Genomic DNA, 18,811 nt, shown 5'->3' on the forward strand with positions numbered 1-18,811 from the left:
CCTGCGGCACGCCCAGGCGCTCGGCCAGCAGCGCGGGCAGCACGCCCATCGTGCCGTCGGTGGAGGCCATGCCGCACACCACCAGGTCGTAGCCGGTCTTCTCCAGCGCCGCCGCCAGGATCGCCGAGGTGCCGATCGCGTCGGTGCCGTGGATGTCGTCGTCGTTGACGTGCACGGCCTTGTCCGCGCCCATCGACAGCGCCTTGCGCAGCGCGTCCTTCGCGTCGTCCGGGCCCACGGTCAGCACCGTCACCTCGGCGCCCTCGTTGGCCTCCGCGATCCGCAGCGCCTGCTCGACGCCGTACTCGTCCAGCTCCGACAGGAGGCCGTCCACGCCCTCCCGGTCGGTGGTGGCATCGTCCGCGAAGCGACGGTCACCGGTCGCGTCGGGCACGTACTTCACACAGACAACGATCCTCAAGCTCACGGCCACCTTGTCCTTTCACGCGGGAGGGAACTGAGTTCCCCCACTAGACCACACTCCGTGCCACAGATCCACTCTGGTGGGGGTGTGAGAGGGGACTCAGTTCCCAGGGCGCGCGGGCCGGTGGCCGGGCTCAGGCGGCCCGGCGCAGGCGCAGGGTGGAGTCGCGGTGCGGGCGGGCGTCCGGGTCGGTGACGGGGTGCCCGGGGTGGTCGTGCCGGGCGTGCTCCTCGGCGAGCTCGACCGTCCACTGCGCCGGGTCCAGCCGCAGCGAGGCGAGCATCTCCGCGGGGGTGGGGAAGTGCATCTCGGGGTGCGGGCGGTCGTGCTTGACCGGGGGCGCGGCGTGGCTGGTGACCAGCAGCGTGCCGCCGGGGGCGACGGCCGCGGCGGCCCGGCGCAGCACCCGCTCGCGCGGGAACTCGGCGGGCGAGTGGAGGAACTGCGCCGAGACCAGGTCGTACGCGCCGGACGGGAAGTCGTGCGCCAGGTCGACGCGCTGCCAGTCGATCCGGTCGGCGAGGCCCGCGACGGCGGCCCGGGCGGCGGCCCGCTCCAGCGCGACCCGCGAGATGTCGACGGCGGTGACCTGCCAGCCCTGCTCGGCCAGCCAGAGCGCGTCCCCGCCCTCGCCGCAGCCCAGGTCGAGCGCCCGGCCGGGCTCCAGGCCGGCGGCCTGCACGGTCAGCGAGGCGTTCGGGCGGCCGCTCCAGATCTGCTCGCTCTCGCCGTAGCGCTTCTCCCAGAACTCGACCGCGTCGACGGCGAGGCGGGTCTCCTCGGCGACCAGGTCGGCGTTGATCGCGGCGGCGGCCCGCAGCCCGTCCGCGGCGGCGATCGCGACCTGCGCGGCCGGGTCGGTCAGGTTGCCCGCCGCCCACACGCCGGGGACGCCGGTGGCGCCGGTCGGGTCGGTGGTGGCCAGCCGGGTGGCGAAGCGGACGCCCTCGCGGACCAGGTCGGTGGCCGCCAGGCCCAGCTCGGCCAGGAACGGCGCGGTCACGGCCATCTCGGTGCCGACGGCCAGCGCCTCGCACGCCACCACGGTGCCGTCGGCCAGCCGCACGCCGGTCAGCTCGGCGCCGTCGTCCTCGGGCAGCAGCGCGACCACCTCGCCGGGCACCACGCTCACCCCGCGGGCGGCCAGTTCGCGCCGCTGCTGCTCGTCGAACGGCCCGCCGGTGTGCGCGAGCAGCGTGACGTCCCCGCTCCACTGCCGCCACAGCAGCGCCTGGTGCACGGCGACCACCGGGTTGGTGGCCAGCACGGCGATCTTCCGGTCGCGGACCTCCCAGCCGTGGCAGTACGGGCAGTGCACCACCTGGCGCCCCCAGCGCCCGGCCAGACCGGGCACCTCGGGCAGCAGGTCGGTGGTGCCGGTGGTCAGCAGCAGGCGGCGGGCGTGCACGGCGCTGCCGTCCGACAGCTTGGCGCGGAAGCCGCCCTCCGCCTCGCGGCTGACGGACAGCACCTCCGCGTCGTGGAACTCGCCGCCGTACGAGGCGACTTCGGCCCGGCCGAGGGCGACGAGCTCGGCGGGCGGCAGGCCCTCGCGGCCGAGCAGGCCGTGGATGCCCTCGGCGGGCGCGTTGCGCGGCCGGCCGGAGTCGACCACCAGGACGGAGCGGCGCGCCCGGGCCAGGGTCAGGGCGCCGCTGAGCCCGGCGGCGCCGCCGCCGACGATCAGGACGTCGTGGTGGCGGACCGGGTGCGGGTGCTGGTCGGGGTGCGGGTGCTGGTGCGTCGTGGTCATGCTCCGATGGTGCGCCGGGTTCGCCGGATTGACAAACAATGTTGCTGAGGTGGCAAATGGAGGGGCGGAGAGGAGCAGGACGATGGGCGAGGCGATGGGCGAGGACTTCGAGGCGGTGCTGACGGGCGTCGGCCCCCGGCTGCGGGCGATCCGCCAGCAGCACGGCACCACGCTGGCGCAGCTGAGCGAGCAGACCGGCATCTCGGTCAGCACGCTGTCCCGGCTGGAGTCCGGCGGGCGGCGGCCGACCCTGGAACTGCTGCTGCCGCTGGCCCGCGCGCACGGCGTGGCCCTGGACGAACTCGTCGACGCCCCGCCGACCGGCGATCCCCGGGTGCGGCTGCGCCCGTTCGTCCGGCACGGCTGGACGTACCTTCCGCTGGCCCGCAGCCTCGGCGGCATGCAGGCGTACAAGATCGTCGTCCCGGCGGGCGGCAGCCGGGAGAACTGCGAGCAGCGCACCCACGAGGGCCACGAGTGGCTGTACGTGCTCTCCGGGGAGCTGCTGCTGAAGCTGGGCGAGCACGAGGTGGTGCTGAAGGCGGGCGAGGCGGCGGAGTTCGACACCCGGACGCCGCACCTGTTCACCAACGCGGGGCGGCTGCCGGTGGAGTTCCTCAGCCTGTTCGGGCCGCAGGGGGAGCGGGTGCACGTGCGGGCGCGCACCGCCGACAGGGCCGGGAGGGACGGGGACTGACGGCCGGACGGCGGGACGCCGCGCCCGTGGGGGTGGGCGCGGCGTCCGAACGGGCGGTGGCGGGGCGTCAGTTGACGAAGACCGTGCCGCCGAGGGTGGTGTCGGTGACCGGACCGTAGGCGGCCGAGAAGCTGATGCTGGCGAAGCAGATGCTCGGGCCGGACAGCTTGGTGAAGCCCTGGTTGGTCATGGTGATCTGCGCCGGGCTGTTGGTGGCGTTGCCGTTGAGGGCGCCGCCGGTGGAGGAGTAGGTGCACAGGGCGTTCCCGGCCAGGGTCTTGAGGCTGACCACCGCCTGGACGGAACCGCTGAGGGTGACCGGGAACCCGGCGGAGTCGGAGATGCTCAGGGTGTAGGGCAGGTTGCTCATGGTCAGGCTGTTCACGCCGGTGACGCCGACCACGTTGGAGGTGCAGCCGGAGAAGGTCAGGGTGCCGACCGGGCCGGACGCGGTGGCGGAGCCGGTGGCGAGCGGGTTGCTGCTCACGCTGCCGCCGATGGTGGAGGTGGTGCACTTGACGCCGGTGGTGGTGCCCGGGTTGTACATGGTGGCCAGGGTGCCGCTCACCAGGTTCGCGGACAGGCTGTCGCCGACCCCGACGGGGGTGGTGGTCCCGGCGATGGTCAGCACCGGGGTGGTCCCGGCCGCGGTGGCGGGCGCGGCGGGCAGGGCGAGCAGGGCCCCGGCGGCGGCGAGGGCGGCGACGCCCGCGAAGGTGCGGTTGCGCATGAGGGTTCGTTCCTTCCGGTGGGTGGGGGATCGGACGGAGCTGCTCCGGCACGCTCGCCGGAGCGCGTGCCGCCCCCGCGCTGGGACGGGGCGGCACGGGCAGGTGGGGGAGCGGGGTCGGTCAGTGGGCGGAGCTGTCGCTCAACGCGGCGGTGAGGTCGGCGATGTCGGCGTCCAGTACGAAGGAGGCGTCGGTCTGCTGGAAGCTCACCGAGTCCTTGCCCGCGGCGGCGGGCAGGCCCATGGTCCAGTTGATGATCTGGTTCAGCGAGCCGAGCACGCCGCACCCGTTGGCGCCGGGCACCGTGAAGGTGTTGTCGACCAGTGACGCGCCGGTCTCCGAAATGGCCAGCGCGTTGTGCCCGTTGGGGTCCGGGGCGTAGTCCAGGGTGCCCGGGTCGCCGGTCATCGGCGGGGTGGAGCCGGTGGTGCCCGTGGTGGGCTTGAGCAGCAGCGGCGCCGAGTCCGAGCCGACGTAGCAGTGCAGGCCGAACAGCGCGTTGTACAGGTGGAGTTTGATCGGCAGCTGGAACACCGGGTACGGCTCGCCGGTCGCCAGCGGCGTGAACTTGGTGACCGGGCCCGCGAGTTCGACCTGGGCGAAGACGCTGGTGATCCCCGGCAGGTAGTTCTGGATGCCCGGGATGTTGATCTGCACCATCGGCGCGCTGAGCAGCGGCGCGCCGGTCGGCGGCACCACGGTGTACTGGTTGGCGCTGCTGCCGTCCGGGAACGACACCTCGGGCGCCGACTTGTCCCAGTAGAAGCCGAACTGCAGCGTGATCGGCGAGTTGAACGGCACCACGGTGCTGCCGAGGGTGAACTTCCCGGCCTTGGTCACCGACACCAGGCAGCCCACCTGGAGGTTCTCCGGGTTCTGCATGGCGGGCGCGGCGAGCGGACAGTTGCCCATGCCGGTGTACGGGGCGCCGGGCGCCGCGGTGGCGGCGGAGGCCGGGGCGGTGCCGGACAGCAGCGCGGCGCAGGCGAGGACGGCGGCGGGCGGCAGTAGGCGGCGGAGCCGGCGCCGGGGTGCGGGGGCGGTGGGTGCGGGGGTGGGCGGGCTGGTGCGCAGGGTGGGGCGCATGGCGGGGCACTCCTGACGGCAGGGGGTGGGCAGGGCGGTGCGACCGGACGGGTGGGGTGCCGGAACGGGCCGCGGTGGCCGGACGGGCCGGTGCGGGGAGGAGCCGGTGGCCGGGGGTGGCCGGGTCGCTGTGCGGTGGAGCGGGGTGGGCCCGGTGAGCAGGGCGCTCGACGCCACGAGCGACCGGGCCGAGGGCGCACGACTGCCACCGTTGCGCCGCGAGCGGCCCGCCGTACCGGGAACGCGGCGCCCCCGTACGGGAAGTGCGCCGGGCCGGAGCGAGAACGACCCGGTGGGTGCGGCGGGATGCCGTGGTTACCGCCGGGTACCTGCCAAGTTCTAGGCGGCCTTCCGGTCCAACGTCAAGGCGGTGCACCGAAGTTGGAAGGAAGGTGAGTGGAGTTCGGTCAGATGGTTGTCTCAAGTGCCCCATCGGTCACGGGAGTTGACCCGGATTCCGGAAATCCGGGACGGTGCGCGAAGTATTGACCCGCCATGTACCCCGGGGTAACTTCCAGTCAGCTCGCCGGTTGTGAGAAAGATCGTCAATTGTACTGCCGTGCACCACAGTTGACGTTCCGGGCCCACGCCAGGCACTCGCACCCACGAAGAGCCGCGGATCCCCCACCCGAACCCTCTGGAGCTGTCCATGGCACCCTCCGCAGAACAACCCGCCGCCACCACGACCGGGCGCGGCCGGGTCCGGCTGCGCCGCGCCGCACTGATGGCGATACCGGCCTGCGTCACCGCGGGCGTCCTGGTGACCCTGACCGCGCAGAACGTCCTCGCCACCCAGTTCGCCATCTCCGGCATGGCCTTCCAGGTCACCGCCGACAAGCTGGACGGCAGCGGGTTCGAACAGTTCGGCACCCTCGACAACATGATCGAGAACAGCCCCAACGCCGGGGACACCGGCGGCCAGCTGTTCCTGATCCAGACGGTGGTCAAGCAGGCGTCACTGACCAAGCTCTGCCAGAGCGTCAACCTGGGCGGCATCAACCTGCTGATCACGGCGGGCGACAAGGGCACTCCCGTCACCGCCGAGAACCTCACCACCGACTCCGACCTGATGAGCGGCGACGCCGAGTTCAAGGGACTGGAAGTCGGCCGCGACGCCAGCACCTTCGACAAGGGCGGCGTGGCCGGCCCGCCCGGCATGTTCGGCCAGCAGGGCGACATCGTCACCGTCGACCACTTCCGGCAGCAGAACTACGCCACCACCGCCGGAACCTTCCGCCTGCCCAACATGCACCTCAGCTTCAGCAGCGATGGCTGCTGAACCCGGACCGGCACCGGACCGGGCGGCCGACACCACGGCCGCCCGGCCCGCCGCCGAGACGCCCCTCACCGACACACCCGCCGCCCCGCGCGGCTTCGCGGGCTGGCGCGGACGCCGGCCCTTCTGGGGCGGCCTGCTGGTCGTCCTGGCCGGGAGCGAGATCCTGTTCACCGAGAAGGCCCCGATGCGCATGGTCATCCGCATCGGCATGCTCGGCCTGGCGGGCTACCTCGTCCCCGCGCTCATGGTGCTCTGCGGACTGCTGCTGATCTTCCACCCCGTCCAACGGGTCTTCTACTCCCTGGTCGCCGTCGTCGCCACCCTCGGCACCTGGGTCACCTCCAACCTCGGCGGCTTCTTCATCGGCCTGCTGCTCGGCCTGACCGGCAGCAGCCTCGCCTTCGGCTGGCTCCCCGACCAACCCCGACGCCGCCGCCTGCTGCGCCGGGAACCGAAACGCGGCACGGACCGCGGCACGGACCGCGCGGCGAACGGCGGGACGGACGGCGGGACGGACGGCGGCGCGGGGCGCGGACCGGCACCCGAAGCGACCCCGGCCTGACCGGGGCGGCGCCCGGCGGAGGAGCGTGGCCACCGTCGGACGCCCCGGCCGCGGCCCCCGCACACCGAGCGGGCGGGGACCGCGGCCGGGCCCGCACCGGACGCCGGTGACGGCCCGCCACTTCTTGGTACCTTGGGCAGCCGACGGCCCGCGAACGGCCGCGACGGTGCAACGGGCCCGGCGGCGGACCCGCGGGAGCGGGCACACGGCGGGCACACGGCGGCGGGCATGGCCACGGCGGACGGGACGGGTGCGGTGCGGGTACTGCGGTGCGGCAGCGACGCCGTCCTGATCGAGGCCGAGGACGCCGAACAGGCCCAGCGGCTGCACGCCGCCCTGCGCGACGCCCCGCCCACGGGCACCGGCGAACTCGTCCCCGCCGCCCGTACCGTCCTGGTCCGCTACGACCCGTCCGCGACCGACTGGCAGCGCCTGCGGGCCGCCGTCACCGCGCTCCCGCTGCGCGAGGCGCCACCGGCCTCCGCCGCCGAGACCGTGGTCGTCCCCGTCCGCTACGACGGGCCCGACCTCGCCGAGGTCGCCCGGCTGGCCGGGCTGACGGAACGCCAGGTCGTCGAACGCCACACCGCCGGGCACTACCGCGTCGCGTTCTGCGGCTTCGCCCCCGGCTTCGCCTACCTCACCGGACTCGACCCGCGCCTGCGGGTGCCGCGCCGCGCCGAACCCCGCACCCGCGTCCCCGCCGGGGCGGTCGCCGTCGCCGACGAGTACACCGGCGTCTACCCCCGCACCTCGCCCGGCGGCTGGCAACTGCTCGGCACCACCGACCTCCCGCTGTGGGACGCCGCCGCCGACCCGCCCACCCGGCTGCGCCCGGGGACCGCCGTGCGCTTCGTCGTGGCGGGGCAGGGAGGGGAGTCGTGAACGGGCCCGTCGAGGACGCCGCACCGGCGCGAGAGGCTGTACCGGCGCGAGACGGTGTACCGGGAGCGGGAGCGGGAGGGGGCGCGGACGCCGGGAGGGCCGCGCTGCTGGTGGTGCGGGCCGGGTACGGGGCGACCGTGCAGGACCTGGGACGCCCCGGGCTGGCCGCGCTCGGGGTGGGGCGCTCCGGAGCCGCCGACCGGGGTGCGCTGCGGCTCGCCAACCGGCTGGTGGGCAACCCGGAGGACGCCGCGGGGCTCGAAATGCCGCTCGGCGGCGTCGAATTGGCGTTCCGCCGGGCCGCCACCTGCGCGCTCGCCGGAGCCGACTGCCCGGCCTGGGTGGACGGTCGCCCGGTCGGCCCGCGCACCCCGCTGGCGGTGCCCGCCGGGGCCCGGCTGCGGATCGGCACGCCCGGCCGCGGCCTGCGCGCCTACCTGGCCGTCCGCGGCGGGCTGGACGTCCCCGCGGTGCTGGGCTCCCGCGCCACCGACACCCTCGCCGGACTCGGACCGCAACGGCTGACGGCCGGACAGCTGCTGCCCGTCGGCACCGCCGCCACCGGCTGGCCCGCCGCCGAGCACGCCCCGCGCCGCGACCGGACCGGGCCCCTCGTGCTGCACGTGGTCCCGGGGCCGCGCGACGACTGGTTCACCCCCGCCGCGCTGCGCACCCTGTGCGGCGAGCCGTACACCGTGACCGCCGACAGCGACCGGGTCGGCATGCGGCTGGACGGCCCCGTGCTGGAACGGGCCCGGAGCGGCGAACTGCCCTCCGAGGGCATGGTGGGCGGCGCGCTCCAGGTGCCGCCGTCCGGGCGGCCGATCCTGTTCCTCGCCGACCACCCCGTCACCGGCGGGTACCCGGTGATCGCGGTGGTCCGCCGGGCCGACCTGGACGCGGCCGCCCAGGCCAGGCCCGGCGACGTGCTGCACTTCCGGCTGGAGGGTCGGCCGGACGGTCGGCCGGGCTGAGGACGGAAGGGAACCGGGGGAGGCCCCCGGTTCCGCCCCGCCCCCGGCGGCACGTCAACCCAGGGTGACGACCTTCGCCCAGCTCGGCGGGGCGTCCGGCAGGTAGTCGGGATCGTCCTCGTCCACGCTGCGGGGGCGCGGGAACAGGCCGACGACGGTGCGGCACGGGGGCGGACTGCTCGGCCACGGGGTCTGGCCGTCCGTCAGGACGACGACCACGTCCGGGGCGGGACGGCGGCGCAGGGCCGCGGCGAAACCGGTCCGCAGGTCGGTGCCGCCACCGCCGACCAGCTCCAACCCGCCCTCGGCGGCGGCCTGCCGGACCAGCCGGGCGGCGGCGTCGCAGGAGAGCACCGAGACCAGGTCGCGCCGCCCGTCCACCGCGCGCAGGATCGCCGCGGTCTCCAGCAGTGCGCTGCCCAGCTCGCCGTCGCTGACCGACCCCGAGGTGTCGACGACCACCACCACCCGGGGCGGTCGGCGGCGCAGCGAGGGCAGCACGACCCCGGGGAGGGCGGACGAGCGGCGCGCCGGGCGGCCGTAGCTGTAGTCGGTGCCCGCGCCCGCCGCGGCCACCGCGGAGCGGACCGCCGCGCCGAGCAGCTCCCGCCAGGGCTGCGGCGGGTGGAAGGCCTCCCGGGCCCAGCGCCGCCAGCCCGCGGGGGTGCTGCCGGGCCGGGCCAGGATGCCCTGGGCGACCCGGAAGCGGACCAGGTCGCGCTCGTGCGGGGCCAGGCCGTACCGGCAGTCGCAGTCCGCGTCCGGGTCGTGCGGGCAGCCCGGGCCGGACTCCCACTCCCGTTCCAGGCCGTCGGCGCCGCTGCCGCACTCCAGCCAGACCAGGCGCTGGTACTTGGTGCCGATGGTGAACTGCCGCAGGTAGTCCTCCATCAGCCCGCCCTCGGCCAGCCCGAGGGTGCTCGGGTAGACCGCGTCGACCGGCCGGACCAGGCCGTCGCCGAACGCGTCGTCGTTGATCTCGCAGTCCGCGGCCAGGTTGATCCGCAGCCGGTCGGCCGGGCCGTCCAGGCCCAGTGAGCGCATCGCCCGGTCGCCGCGCCGGGCGTGGTCGCGCAGCAGGTGCGAGACCTCGTGCACCCAGACCGAGGCCAGCTCCTCCTCGGAGGTGCGGTCGACGAACCCGGGCGAGACGTAGCACCGCCAGTACCGGTCCACGGCCATGGTCGGCACCCGGGACGACTCCACCACGTGCATCGCGAACAGCGCCGTCGCCAGGTACGGGCGGGCCCGCACCGCGTGCAGCCGGGCCGCGAACAGCTTCTCGGTGTCCAGCCGCAGCGCCGTCCGGCCGGTGGCGGTGGCGGCCGCGTCCGCTCCGGCTGCGCCCGCTCCGGCTGCGCCCGCTCCGGTCGGGGTGCTCACCGCCGGGGTACTCACCGCCGGGGGGTTCACCGGCGCCCCGTGGTGGCGGGGACGCGGGCCGCCGAACGCTCGGCCCGGCGGGAGACCTGCAGCGCACCGGCGAAGCGGTGGACCAACTCCGGTACCTCCCAGGCGTCCTGGCGCAGCGAGGCGAGCGTGGTCACCGGCACCACCAGCAGGTCGGGCGGGCTGCTCTCCAGTGCGCGGGCCATCAACGCCCAGGCGGAGTCCCAGCGTTCGCGGGTCGGACGGGAACGGACGGCGGCCACCACCCCGTCCAGCACGGTCTGCCGCAGGTCGCCGCGCTCGGGCAGGACGGCGGCGGCCGGGTCGGCGAGCAGGTCCTCGGGCGCGGGCAGGTCCATCCGGTCGACGGTGGCCAGGAGTTCGAGCCCCGGCCCGTCGCCGACGGTGCCGCGCACCAGCAGCGACAGCACCTCGCGGGAGGAGCCGGCCGCCGAACCGAACGCGAGCAGCCGCACGGTCATCTCCCAACTGCGCGGCGAAGGCCACGCCTTGCCGCGCCGGGTCTCGGCGGACGGCAGCCGGTGGGTCAGCTCGGGCCGGACGGTGAGCAGCCCGCACACCGCTCGGCGGGCGAACTCGACCGCGGCGGGCAGCCGTTCGGCGTCCAGCCGGGGCAGTTCGGCGCGCGGCCACACGCCGCCCAGGCCGCGCACCACCACCTCGGCGTCGTGCACCCAGTCCAGGTGGACGAAGCGGTTGGCCAGCGGCGGGCTCAGCTCCCAGCCGTCGGCGGCCGAGGCGCGCGGGTTGGCCGCCGCCACGATCCTCACCCCCGGCGGGAGTTGCAGCGAACCGATCCGCCGCTCCAGCACCAGCCGGAGCAGTGCGGCCTGCACCGCCGGTGGCGCGGTGGACAGTTCGTCGAGGAACAGCAGCCCGCGGCCCTGCCGGACCAGCCGCACCGCCCAGTCCGGCGGCGCCAGCGGCACGCCCTGCACGGCGGGGTCGTCACCGATCACCGGCAGGCCGGAGAAGTCGGACGGCTCGTGGACGCTGGCGATCACCGTGGTGAGCGGCAGGTCGAGTTCGGTGGCGAGCTGGTTCAGCGCGGCGGTCTTGCCGATGCCGGGCTCGCCCCACAGCAGGACCGGCAGGTCGGCGGCGACGGCGAGGGTCAGCGCCTCGGTCTGGAGGTCCTGCCGGGGCTCGGTGCCGGACTCCTTCAGTAGACCCAGGAGGCGGTCGGCGAGGGCGAGTTGGGGCGAGGGCGAAACGGAAGAAGGCATGGGTGATCACCTTTGGGGTCGGAGGAGGCGTGCGGGGCAGGGCAGGGCAGGGCACGGCACGGCGGGGCACGGCGGGGCACGGCGGGGCGCCGGCCCTGTCAGGACGTCCGGCGCCGTCGGCTGTGCGGAGGGAGGCGGTGCGGGCGGCCGTTCGGGCGCGGTTCACCCGGCGCGGGGACGGGAGCGGTGTCGTAGCGGCTGCGGACCGGTCCGAGACCGGCCGCGTACAGGCTGCGGACCAGGCGGTGCTGCAGGTCGGCGTCCAGCGCCTCGGCCAGCGGGCCGTGGCGCAGCACGGCCCGCGGGCCGATGAGCCGGTGCACGGCGGCGAGCGCCCCGGCGCGGTCGCCGTGCAGCAGCCGCTGCCGGACGGAGTCCAGGTTCTCCGGCTGCCGGTGCGCGCGGTCGATCGCCCGCAGGCACGGCAGCGGGGGCCCGCCGAGCTCCGCCAGTGCCTCCTCGCGCCGCAACTGCTCCGGGTCGTGGTCGAGCGGCACCAGCACCCCGTCGACCACGGCGATCCGGTGCGCAACGCCACGGCACTCCACCGTCAACGGACCGTCCCCGTACGCCCGTTCGGGCCGAGCGGGGTCATGCGCGGGCCGGTGGTCGGGGGCGAGCGCGGCGGCCACCAGCGGGTGCAGCGCGTCCGGCCCGAGCAGCCCCGTACGGAGCAGCAGCAGGTCGGGCGGCGTCCACGTGGCGGCGTCCGGCAGCACGGCGAGGCCGCGCACCCCGCGCCCGGCCCTCGCCGCCGCGGTCGGACCGCCGCCGAGCAGCAGGTGCCGCCGGTGGGCGAGCCGCACCACGACGGGGGCGTCCTCCGGCAGCCCGTCCGCCGACCGGAGCAGGGCGGCCTCGAACTCCCATGCCGCGTCCGCGACCTGACCGTCCGTCAGGTCAGCGGTGCGGTCGGCGAGTTCGGGGGCGCGGCGGGCGTCCCAGAGGTGACGGTGCAGGTCGAGGCGGAAGCGCGGGTCGGGGCGCGGCCGGGGCCGCCCGGCGGACGGGCGGACGGCGGCGTCCCACAGCGCCAGCCCGATCCGCTGGCCCGCCGAGGCGTGGCCGGGCGCCGTCCGGGCGACCAGGTGCAGCGGCGGCCCGCCCCCGTCGCGCGGGTAGCGCGCCAGGGACAGCGTCAGTCCGGGCCGCAGCACCCCGTCCGGGGCGATCCGCGGCAGGTGCCAGCGCAGCAGGTCGGGGGCCAGGTGCCGCAGGTCGGCCCGGAGCCGACCCGTCAGCTCGGACCCGTACGTGCGGGTGACGGCGCGCAGCTCGATCTCCGGATCGCATCCGGCCGCTGCGCAGGCTCCGCCCCAATCGCCCAGCGCACGGCGGGCGGTGGCGGTCTCGATCATGGCCGGGGGAACGGCGAAACGCCGGACGCGCGACCAGAAACTGTTGCGGGTGTCCTCGTCCAGGAGGGAAGTGTCGTACATCAGCACGCACTTCGGAAGGACGGGACCTCCAATCCGTGAGTAGTCATCGCCGGTGATCGTAGCCGCAGAGCGGCGACCTGTCAGCCCCGTTCCGGTCCCGCCCGCCCGCGCGCCGCTGCCCGTGCGCTCCCCGGGCGCTCCTCGGACGCTCCCCGGACGGGTCCCGGACGGTTCCCGACGTAGGGTGACGGGAAGGGACAGGGAGCCGGTGGCGGAAGGGCGGTGGAGGATGTCGGACGGGCGGGCGACGGGCGGACGGCCCCGGTGGCGGCGGCCCGGCGAGGTGCTGCGACTGCGCCTGCTGCGGGAGATCAACTCCACGGTGCACGGCGCCGACCTGCACCTGGAGCGCTACGACCGCCCGGCCGGTGACCCGGGGCTGTTCGGCCCGGACAGCGTGGTGTGGCGGGTGCACGGGCACCCGGCCGGGATGCTGGTCGGCGGGTTCGCCGCGCTGATGCTCCAGTCGCTGCACCCCGTGGCGATGCGCGCCGTCGCCCAGCACTCCGACTACCGCACCGACCCGGTCGGCCGACTGCACCGCACCGCCCGGTTCGTCTCCACCACCACGCTCGGCTCCTCCGCCGCCGCCGAGGCCGCGATCGCCGACGTCCGCCGCATCCACGGTCACGTCCGCGGTCGCGACGCCGAGGGGCGGCCGTACCGGGCCGACGACCCCGACCTGCTGTGCTGGGTGCACACCGCCGAAGTGGCCTGCTTCCTGGCGGGACACCAGGTCTTCGCCGGGGGTGACCGGTTGACCGCGGCGCAGTGCGACGACTACCTCGCCGAGGTCGCCCAGATCGGCCAACTCCTGGGCGCCGACGGCGTGCCCCTCTCCCGCGCCGGACTCGCCCGCTACCTGAGCGGGGCGCGCGGTGCGCTACGGGCCGGACCCGAGGCGCTGGAGGCCGTCGGGCTGCTGCGCGGCTTCGGTCGGACCGGGCGCGAGCGCCTCGCCGTCCGCGTCCTCACCAACGCGGCGGTCGGCCTGCTGCCCGCCTGGGCCCGCTCCGCGCTCGGCATCCGCCGCCCCTGGGCCGTCCGTCGGCTGTGGGACCGCCCGCTGGCCCGGCTGCTCGGCGCCGCCATGGTGTGGGCCTGCGGACTGTCCCCGATCCGCGCCGCCGCGACCGCCCGGGCCCGGGCGAGGCCGGCCGTTCCGGCGGGGGACGCCGCGGGACGCTGAGCGCGGGCGGCGGGCCCGGACGCGACGGGCCGGGACGCGACGGGCCGGGCCCGGGACGCGACGGGCCCGGACGTGGCGCAGCGGGAGACGTGGTGGAGCGGCCGTCGCGTCCGGGCTGGGTTCCGGGGGCGACGGCCGCTCCGGCGTCGTCAGTGGTCAGCGTGGGGTGCGGGGAGTGCGGACGTCAGCACTGGGGCCGACGGCCGTGGTTCGCTCCGCGCCTCGCGCGGGCCTTCTTCTTGCGGCGGCGCTTCGACGACATGGCCTCTCCTCTCGCGTGGTGCACGTGGTGCACGACAGCCCCCCGTCCACCGTGCCCCGTCCGCGCCGAACCCGCCAGCCGACCCGGACCGGCGCGTCCGCGGGCGGTCGGGCGGTGCCCGGGCCGCCCGGGCAGCAGGACGGAGAGCAGCGGGGCCGAGACGAAGTCGTGGAGGCACGAGCGAGGACGAGGGCGACTGACCGGGGACCTTCCGCGCGGACCGGCCGTCGGCGCGGTCGAGGGCGCTCCGGTCAGTGGGCGCTTCGGTCAGTGGGTGCTTCGCCCGGCGGATCGCGGTTAGACGGACGGAAATCCGTTCATCCGCACAGCTGCCCAGCAGCTCGTCTGCCAGTACGACGGACCGATGGTCCGACCGTCCGACGGAAGGAGCACCAGATGACCGTGATCTCGCACCTGCCCGGCGCCCACGAGGAGGAGTGGGAGTGGCAGCTCAGCGGCGCCTGCCGCGCCGCCGACTCCCAGCTGTTCTTCCACCCCGCGGGGGAGCGGGGCCAGGCCCACGACGACCGCGACCGCGCCGCCAAGGCCGTCTGCGCCCGCTGCCCCGTCCGCGAGCGCTGCCTGATGCACGCCCTGGCCGCCCGTGAACGCTACGGCGTGTGGGGCGGCTGCACCGAGGAGGAGCGGCGCGGCATGCTGCGTCGTCGGCGGCGCAACCGCGCCCGCGTCGCACGTTGAGACGCCCGTCGGGACGTCCGCCGAGGCGCCTGCCGAGCGGACGGACCGAGCGGACGGACCGAGCGGACGGACGAGTGTGCGACGGAGGCGGCCCCCGGTTCTCCGGGGGCCGCCTCCGTTTTCCGCGTTTCGGCTGTTCCTGCGGCTCAGGCGAGCAGTCGGGTCGCGTCGATCTCCGCCCAGATGGACTTGCCCTGGCTGTGCCGGTCCGCACCCCAGCGGTCGGCGGTGCGCTGCACGATGTACAGGCCGTGTCCGCCGGGCAGGCCGGGCAGGTGCGGGGTGCGCAGCGTCGGCAGGACCTCCGACGCGTCGGACACCTCGATCCGCAGCCGGTCGGGCGTCGCGTCCAGGACGAGTTCGAGCGGACCGCCCGCGTGCAGCATGGCGTTGCCGACGAGCTCGGCGACCAGCAGCACGACGTCCTCGGGGAGGTCGGGGTCGGGCGGGGTGGACCACGACCAGTCGCCCAGCGCCTCCGCGGTGAACGCCCTGGCGCGGGCCACCGGGCGCGGCACGCCCGCCAGGCGCAGGCGACGGCGCTGTCCACCCCGGGGCAGCGCCGCCCCGGCGTCGGGACGGTCGCCGTCGAGGGTCCCCCGGCTCGGTGTCACGTGCGGGTTCCCTTCGCTCTGGGCGGCGGTTTCATCGGTCCATCTCATCAGCTCGGTCTCACGAGTCGGTTTCCCGGCAGACCCCGGATTATGCCGGGGATGCCTGGTCGTTCGTGACGCGGTGGTTGATGTGCGCACAGGCTCACCCGTCCGCCGCGAGGGCCGCTTCCACCGTCTCGTGGACGGCGAACACGGCCTTCGCGCCGGTCAGTTCGAGCAGGTGCCGGACCGACCCGGAGAGCGCCGCCAGGTGGAAGGCCACCCCCGCGTCGGTGGCGGCCATCCGGGTCTGGAGCAGCAGGTTCAGCCCGGACGAGTCGCAGAAGTCGACCCGTCCGAGGTCGACCACCACGACCGGGGGGCGCTCGGAGAGCAGCAGGTCGAGCGCCTCCCGGGCGGGGGCCAGGGTTTCGATGTCCAGGTCGCCCGCCAGTACGCACACCGCCGCGTGCGACGGTGTGCGCCGGACATCGACGGCCAGGGGGGCCATGGGCAAGTTCTCGGCTGGCATCCTCGTCCTGTTCCTTCGACCGATCTCCCTCGACCTTACGCATTGACGGGCCCGGCGGTCGAGACGGGGAGCCCGGTGCGGTCGGCGCGGACGGCCCTGGCCGTCACGGCAACGAGAATTGGCGGGAGGTCAGTCCTCGGCCACCAGGCCGGTGCGCAGCTTGGCCAGCGTCCGCGACAGCAGCCGGGACACGTGCATCTGCGACAGCCCGAGGCGCTCGCCGATCTGCGACTGGGTGAGGTCCTCGGTGAACCGCATCGCCAGGATCTGCCGCTCCCGCTCCGGGAGCTGCGCGATCATCGGCTTCAGCGCGACCAGGTTCTCCACCAGCGCGAACCGCCCGTCCACCCGGCCCAGCCGCTCGGCGGGCTGCTGCCCGTCGCCCTCGCCCGGGGAGGTCAGGTCGAGGGAGCCGGCGGTGTGCGCGTTCGCGGCGGCCAGCCCCTCGATCACCTCCTCCTCGGTCAGCGAGAGGTACTCGGCGAGGTCGGCGACGGTCGGCTCGTGGTCCAGGGTCTGGGCCAGCGCGTCCTGCGCCTTCGCCAGGTCCAGGCGCAGCTCCTGCAGCCGGCGCGGCACGTGCACGGACCAGGTGGTGTCCCGGAAGTGGCGCCGTATCTCGCCGACGATGGTGGGCACCGCGTACGTGGTGAACTCGACGCCCAGGTTCGGGTCGAACCGGTCGATCGCCTTGATCAGGCCGACCGAGCCGACCTGCAGCAGGTCCTCGTACGGCTCCTTGCTGTGTCCGAAGCGGCGGATCGCGAACCGGACCAGGGTCAGGTTCAGCTCGATCAGGGTGTTGCGGACGTAGCTGAACTCACGGGTGCCCTCCTCCAGGCCCGCCAGCCGCCGCAGCAGCACCCGGGTCATCTCGCGGGCGTCGCTCGGCGAGGCGTTCGCCGGGTCGGCGAGCACCTCCGGGTCGAGGCCCGGAACGTCGAGCAGGGACGCGCCCGCGGGCGCGGGCCGGGCCGCTCCGAGCTGGTCGGAGGGCGCCTCGGTGGTGGCGTTCAGGAGAAGTTCATCAGTGGGCACGGGCATGCCAGTCCTTTCCTCGTCTCCGGCCGGTCCGTCCCCGGGTACCCGGGGTTCCTTCGATCATGCAGGATACGACCGTGAAGGTTGAGTGAAGGAAATGTGACGATTTTCGAACCGATCGGACGTGCATGCGGTCCGGCGGGCGGGGCAGGCGGCCCACCGACGCGGACCGCGCCCGGCGGCCGCACTCCGGCGAAGGAGGGAACACCATGGGCCGGATCGAGGAGTCCATCGAGATCGACGCGCCGATCGGCACGGTCTACCGCGAGTGGACCGACACCGAGTCGCTGCCCGCGTGCATGCGCGGCGGGGCGGGACGCGGCGCCACCGCGACCGAGGTGCTGCCGCCCGACCGGATCGCCTGGAGCGGCGGCCCCGAGCTGCCCGGACACTCCGGAGTCGTCACCTTCCACCGCGTCACCGACCACAGCACCCGGCTGATGCTCCAGCTCGACACCGAACCGCACGGGCTGTGGGGCCACCTGGTCGAGGGGCTCGGCTTCACCGACCGCAAGGTCATCGACGACCTCGCCGCCTTCAAGGCGCGGGTCGAGGAGCACCAGCAGCACCACCAGGCCGCCTGAGCCGGCCCGCTTCGTTCGTCCCAGCAGCCCGCGAGAAACGGAAGGGAGCACCGCCATGGGCCCCGTCACCGAGCGGATCACCCTGCACCTGCTCGCCCCCGACGGCGCCGCCGTCCACCTCGAGACCGTCTGGCGCTACCGACCCGACGACCCGTACGCGGTCAGCCTCGACTTCGGCCCGCGCGCCGCCGGGGCGGGCTGGGTGCTGTCCCGGGAGATGCTGCTCGCCGCGCTGCACGGGCCGGTCGGCGAGGGCGACCTGCACTTCGCGCCCGTCGACGACGGACTGCTCTGCCTGGTGCTCGGCGGCGCCGGCGGCTCGGTGGTGCTCACCGTGGACTGCGCCGCGATCGCGGCCTTCCTCGCCGTCACCCTCGAACTGGTGCCGCTGGGTAGCGAGTCCGAGCGGATCGACTGGGAGGGCGAGCTGGCCGGGCTGCTGTCGGCCTGAGCGGCCCGGGCCCGCGCGGAGCGGGCCCGAGGGGCGGTTCAGCGGCGGGCCAGCCGCCGTTCGCCGCCCGCGCCGGTGGCGTAGTCGAGGTGGTAGTGCGCGAAGACCTCGGGCTCCTGCTCGGCGGCGAGCACGTCGTCGATGCCGATGGACGGTGCGTTCTTCACGTCGTTGCGGTTGAACGGCACCCGCAGGTAGCCGGGACCGGCCACCGCGTCCGCGATCGGCACGAACACCAGGCGGTGCCGGCCGAGCATGCCGACCGTGACGGTGGCGAAGGACGGCAGGTCGGTGGCGGTGTCGACGTAGACGTTCTCCAGGCTGCCGATCTTCTTGCCGTCCTGGTCGACCACGTCGTGGTTGCGCCACTCCCGGATGTCGGCGATCTCGATCATTCACGGCCTCCGTGGGCTGGGCTCGGACCCTGTGCGTCCCCGTCCGTTCCATGCTCACCGACGGCGGCGGAGCGCGCTTCCCGGACGGGCGGCCAGACGTCCGGGGGCGGGGCGGACGGCGTCGGAGCGGTGCTCGGGGCGGTGGGAGGCGTGCCGGGAGGCGTGGCGGGCGTCGGCGCGGGGAGCAGCAGGGCGCAGAGCTCGTCGAGCAGCTCGGCGGCCCGCCGGGCCTGCGCGGGGTCGGGCAGGGCCCGGGCGAGCAGCGGTTCGGCGGGGCGGGCGGCCCGGGCGCGGACGTAGCCGCGGGCGAGCGCCGAGACGGACAGCAGGGTGCGGCGCCCGTCGGCCGGGTCGGGGGCGGCCTCCAGCAGGCCGCGTTCGCGCAGGCGGGCGACGGAGGTGGAGACGTGGCTCTGGGCGAAGCCGGTGCGCACCCGGATGTCCTGCACCGAGCTGCCGGGGTGCTGGTACACGTCGGAGACCACCGCGATCTCGCCCGGGCTGAGGGTCTCCGAGGCGTGGTCGGTGACCATCGCCCGGCCGAGTTCGGTGAGCCGCTTGCCCAGTCGCAGAAGCCGTACGCCGTCCATGGCGGACAG

At 75.2% G+C, this 18,811-nt stretch carries 21 protein-coding genes; 9 read left to right on the forward strand and 12 right to left on the reverse strand.

The features are described 5' to 3' along the window. The coding region (locus tag QSK52_RS31625; RefSeq protein WP_435053409.1) for an electron transfer flavoprotein subunit beta/FixA family protein at positions 1–427 on the reverse strand (427 nt) is incomplete at its 3' end. Positions 428–557: 130 nt separating this feature from the next. Then, positions 558–2,177, reverse strand: coding sequence for an SAM-dependent methyltransferase (locus QSK52_RS31630; protein ID WP_285739662.1), 1,620 nt, complete (start codon positions 2,175–2,177; stop codon positions 558–560). Positions 2,178–2,259: 82 nt separating this feature from the next. Here QSK52_RS31630 and QSK52_RS31635 point away from each other — a divergent pair, with 82 nt between their 5' ends. Further along, entirely contained in the window at positions 2,260–2,874 is a 615-nt protein-coding gene (locus QSK52_RS31635; protein ID WP_435053410.1) for a helix-turn-helix domain-containing protein, read from the forward strand. Positions 2,875–2,941: 67 nt separating this feature from the next. On the opposite strand, the gene QSK52_RS31640 is transcribed toward QSK52_RS31635, so the two are convergent. Next, complete coding sequence (locus tag QSK52_RS31640) at positions 2,942–3,604, reverse strand: Tat pathway signal sequence domain protein (protein WP_285739663.1); 663 nt, start codon at positions 3,602–3,604, stop codon at positions 2,942–2,944. 121 nt (positions 3,605–3,725) lie between these two features. After that, positions 3,726–4,691: a hypothetical protein gene (locus tag QSK52_RS31645; RefSeq protein WP_285739664.1), complete on the reverse strand. Its 966-nt coding sequence runs from the start codon at positions 4,689–4,691 to the stop codon at positions 3,726–3,728. Between the two features lie 649 nt (positions 4,692–5,340). Here QSK52_RS31645 and QSK52_RS31650 point away from each other — a divergent pair. From QSK52_RS31650 to QSK52_RS31665, 4 genes are all read left to right on the forward strand, one after another. Then, the gene (locus tag QSK52_RS31650; RefSeq protein ID WP_285739665.1) at positions 5,341–5,970 is read left to right on the forward strand and encodes a DUF6230 family protein; all 630 of its coding nucleotides are present in this window, start codon (positions 5,341–5,343) and stop codon (positions 5,968–5,970) included. Beyond that, the gene (locus QSK52_RS31655) at positions 5,960–6,532 is read left to right on the forward strand and encodes a DUF6114 domain-containing protein (RefSeq protein WP_285739666.1); all 573 of its coding nucleotides are present in this window, start codon (positions 5,960–5,962) and stop codon (positions 6,530–6,532) included. Before QSK52_RS31650 ends, QSK52_RS31655 begins: the two co-directional genes overlap by 11 nt. A gap of 255 nt (positions 6,533–6,787) precedes the next feature. Beyond that, positions 6,788–7,417 carry a 5-oxoprolinase subunit B family protein gene (locus tag QSK52_RS31660; protein ID WP_435053413.1) on the forward strand — a complete coding sequence of 210 codons (630 nt, stop codon included), beginning with the start codon at positions 6,788–6,790 and terminating at the stop codon, positions 7,415–7,417. 110 nt (positions 7,418–7,527) lie between these two features. After that, complete coding sequence (locus tag QSK52_RS31665; RefSeq protein ID WP_285739668.1) at positions 7,528–8,391, forward strand: biotin-dependent carboxyltransferase family protein; 864 nt, start codon at positions 7,528–7,530, stop codon at positions 8,389–8,391. A gap of 54 nt (positions 8,392–8,445) precedes the next feature. On the opposite strand, the gene QSK52_RS31670 is transcribed toward QSK52_RS31665, so the two are convergent. From QSK52_RS31670 to QSK52_RS31680, 3 genes are all read right to left on the reverse strand, one after another. Continuing rightward, a complete protein-coding gene (locus QSK52_RS31670; RefSeq protein WP_285739754.1) occupies positions 8,446–9,690 on the reverse strand; it encodes a vWA domain-containing protein in 1,245 nt (414 codons plus the stop codon). Positions 9,691–9,800: 110 nt separating this feature from the next. Continuing rightward, positions 9,801–11,027, reverse strand: coding sequence for an AAA family ATPase (locus QSK52_RS31675; protein ID WP_285739669.1), 1,227 nt, complete (start codon positions 11,025–11,027; stop codon positions 9,801–9,803). Positions 11,028–11,125: 98 nt separating this feature from the next. Beyond that, positions 11,126–12,466 carry a hypothetical protein gene (locus QSK52_RS31680; RefSeq protein ID WP_285739670.1) on the reverse strand — a complete coding sequence of 447 codons (1,341 nt, stop codon included), beginning with the start codon at positions 12,464–12,466 and terminating at the stop codon, positions 11,126–11,128. Positions 12,467–12,695: 229 nt separating this feature from the next. Here QSK52_RS31680 and QSK52_RS31685 point away from each other — a divergent pair, with 229 nt between their 5' ends. Further along, the gene (locus QSK52_RS31685) at positions 12,696–13,655 is read left to right on the forward strand and encodes an oxygenase MpaB family protein (RefSeq protein WP_285739671.1); all 960 of its coding nucleotides are present in this window, start codon (positions 12,696–12,698) and stop codon (positions 13,653–13,655) included. A gap of 658 nt (positions 13,656–14,313) precedes the next feature. Further along, on the forward strand, positions 14,314–14,616 hold the full coding sequence (locus QSK52_RS31690; protein ID WP_285739672.1) for a WhiB family transcriptional regulator: 303 nt from the start codon (positions 14,314–14,316) through the stop codon (positions 14,614–14,616). Positions 14,617–14,762: 146 nt separating this feature from the next. Here QSK52_RS31690 and QSK52_RS31695 read toward each other — a convergent pair whose 3' ends face one another. The 3 genes from QSK52_RS31695 to QSK52_RS31705 all read right to left on the reverse strand — a co-directional run bounded on the left by QSK52_RS31695 (position 14,763) and on the right by QSK52_RS31705 (position 16,785). Beyond that, positions 14,763–15,230, reverse strand: a complete 468-nt coding sequence (locus QSK52_RS31695; protein WP_285739673.1) for an ATP-binding protein — start codon at positions 15,228–15,230, stop codon at positions 14,763–14,765. 142 nt (positions 15,231–15,372) lie between these two features. Then, the gene (locus QSK52_RS31700) at positions 15,373–15,720 is read right to left on the reverse strand and encodes an STAS domain-containing protein (protein ID WP_285739674.1); all 348 of its coding nucleotides are present in this window, start codon (positions 15,718–15,720) and stop codon (positions 15,373–15,375) included. A 150-nt stretch (positions 15,721–15,870) separates the two neighbouring features. Continuing rightward, positions 15,871–16,785 carry an RNA polymerase sigma factor SigF gene (locus QSK52_RS31705; RefSeq protein ID WP_285739675.1) on the reverse strand — a complete coding sequence of 305 codons (915 nt, stop codon included), beginning with the start codon at positions 16,783–16,785 and terminating at the stop codon, positions 15,871–15,873. Positions 16,786–16,991: 206 nt separating this feature from the next. On the opposite strand from QSK52_RS31705, the gene QSK52_RS31710 reads away from it, so the two are divergent. Together QSK52_RS31710 and QSK52_RS31715 are read left to right on the forward strand one after the other, a co-directional pair. Beyond that, positions 16,992–17,366: an SRPBCC family protein gene (locus QSK52_RS31710; protein WP_285739676.1), complete on the forward strand. Its 375-nt coding sequence runs from the start codon at positions 16,992–16,994 to the stop codon at positions 17,364–17,366. A 55-nt stretch (positions 17,367–17,421) separates the two neighbouring features. Further along, positions 17,422–17,817, forward strand: a complete 396-nt coding sequence (locus QSK52_RS31715) for an SsgA family sporulation/cell division regulator (protein ID WP_285739677.1) — start codon at positions 17,422–17,424, stop codon at positions 17,815–17,817. 38 nt (positions 17,818–17,855) lie between these two features. Here QSK52_RS31715 and QSK52_RS31720 read toward each other — a convergent pair whose 3' ends face one another. Further along, positions 17,856–18,212, reverse strand: coding sequence for a PRC-barrel domain-containing protein (locus QSK52_RS31720; RefSeq protein ID WP_285739678.1), 357 nt, complete (start codon positions 18,210–18,212; stop codon positions 17,856–17,858). Next, complete coding sequence (locus QSK52_RS31725) at positions 18,209–18,802, reverse strand: MarR family winged helix-turn-helix transcriptional regulator (protein WP_285739679.1); 594 nt, start codon at positions 18,800–18,802, stop codon at positions 18,209–18,211. The genes QSK52_RS31720 and QSK52_RS31725 overlap by 4 nt, the downstream gene beginning before the upstream one ends. Between the last annotated feature and the right edge of the window lie 9 nt (positions 18,803–18,811).

This window comes from Kitasatospora phosalacinea, from assembly GCF_030268885.1.
Lineage (GTDB): Bacteria > Actinomycetota > Actinomycetes > Streptomycetales > Streptomycetaceae > Kitasatospora > Kitasatospora phosalacinea_C.

Bases quoted from the DNA above. Each gene is read 5' to 3' on its own strand.
- QSK52_RS31725 (WP_285739679.1), bottom strand. From the start codon at position 18,802: ATGGACGGCGTACGGCTTCTGCGACTGGGCAAGCGGCTCACCGAACTC.
- QSK52_RS31635 (WP_435053410.1), top strand. From the start codon at position 2,260: ATGGGCGAGGCGATGGGCGAGGACTTCGAGGCGGTGCTGACGGGCGTC.
- QSK52_RS31645 (WP_285739664.1), bottom strand. From the start codon at position 4,691: ATGCGCCCCACCCTGCGCACCAGCCCGCCCACCCCCGCACCCACCGCC.
- QSK52_RS31680 (WP_285739670.1), bottom strand. From the start codon at position 12,466: ATGTACGACACTTCCCTCCTGGACGAGGACACCCGCAACAGTTTCTGG.
- QSK52_RS31705 (WP_285739675.1), bottom strand. From the start codon at position 16,785: ATGCCCGTGCCCACTGATGAACTTCTCCTGAACGCCACCACCGAGGCG.
- QSK52_RS31715 (WP_285739677.1), top strand. From the start codon at position 17,422: ATGGGCCCCGTCACCGAGCGGATCACCCTGCACCTGCTCGCCCCCGAC.
- QSK52_RS31700 (WP_285739674.1), bottom strand. From the start codon at position 15,720: ATGGCCCCCCTGGCCGTCGATGTCCGGCGCACACCGTCGCACGCGGCG.
- QSK52_RS31720 (WP_285739678.1), bottom strand. From the start codon at position 18,212: ATGATCGAGATCGCCGACATCCGGGAGTGGCGCAACCACGACGTGGTC.
- QSK52_RS31710 (WP_285739676.1), top strand. From the start codon at position 16,992: ATGGGCCGGATCGAGGAGTCCATCGAGATCGACGCGCCGATCGGCACG.
- QSK52_RS31685 (WP_285739671.1), top strand. From the start codon at position 12,696: ATGTCGGACGGGCGGGCGACGGGCGGACGGCCCCGGTGGCGGCGGCCC.
- QSK52_RS31640 (WP_285739663.1), bottom strand. From the start codon at position 3,604: ATGCGCAACCGCACCTTCGCGGGCGTCGCCGCCCTCGCCGCCGCCGGG.
- QSK52_RS31650 (WP_285739665.1), top strand. From the start codon at position 5,341: ATGGCACCCTCCGCAGAACAACCCGCCGCCACCACGACCGGGCGCGGC.
- QSK52_RS31655 (WP_285739666.1), top strand. From the start codon at position 5,960: ATGGCTGCTGAACCCGGACCGGCACCGGACCGGGCGGCCGACACCACG.
- QSK52_RS31690 (WP_285739672.1), top strand. From the start codon at position 14,314: ATGACCGTGATCTCGCACCTGCCCGGCGCCCACGAGGAGGAGTGGGAG.
- QSK52_RS31630 (WP_285739662.1), bottom strand. From the start codon at position 2,177: ATGACCACGACGCACCAGCACCCGCACCCCGACCAGCACCCGCACCCG.
- QSK52_RS31675 (WP_285739669.1), bottom strand. From the start codon at position 11,027: ATGCCTTCTTCCGTTTCGCCCTCGCCCCAACTCGCCCTCGCCGACCGC.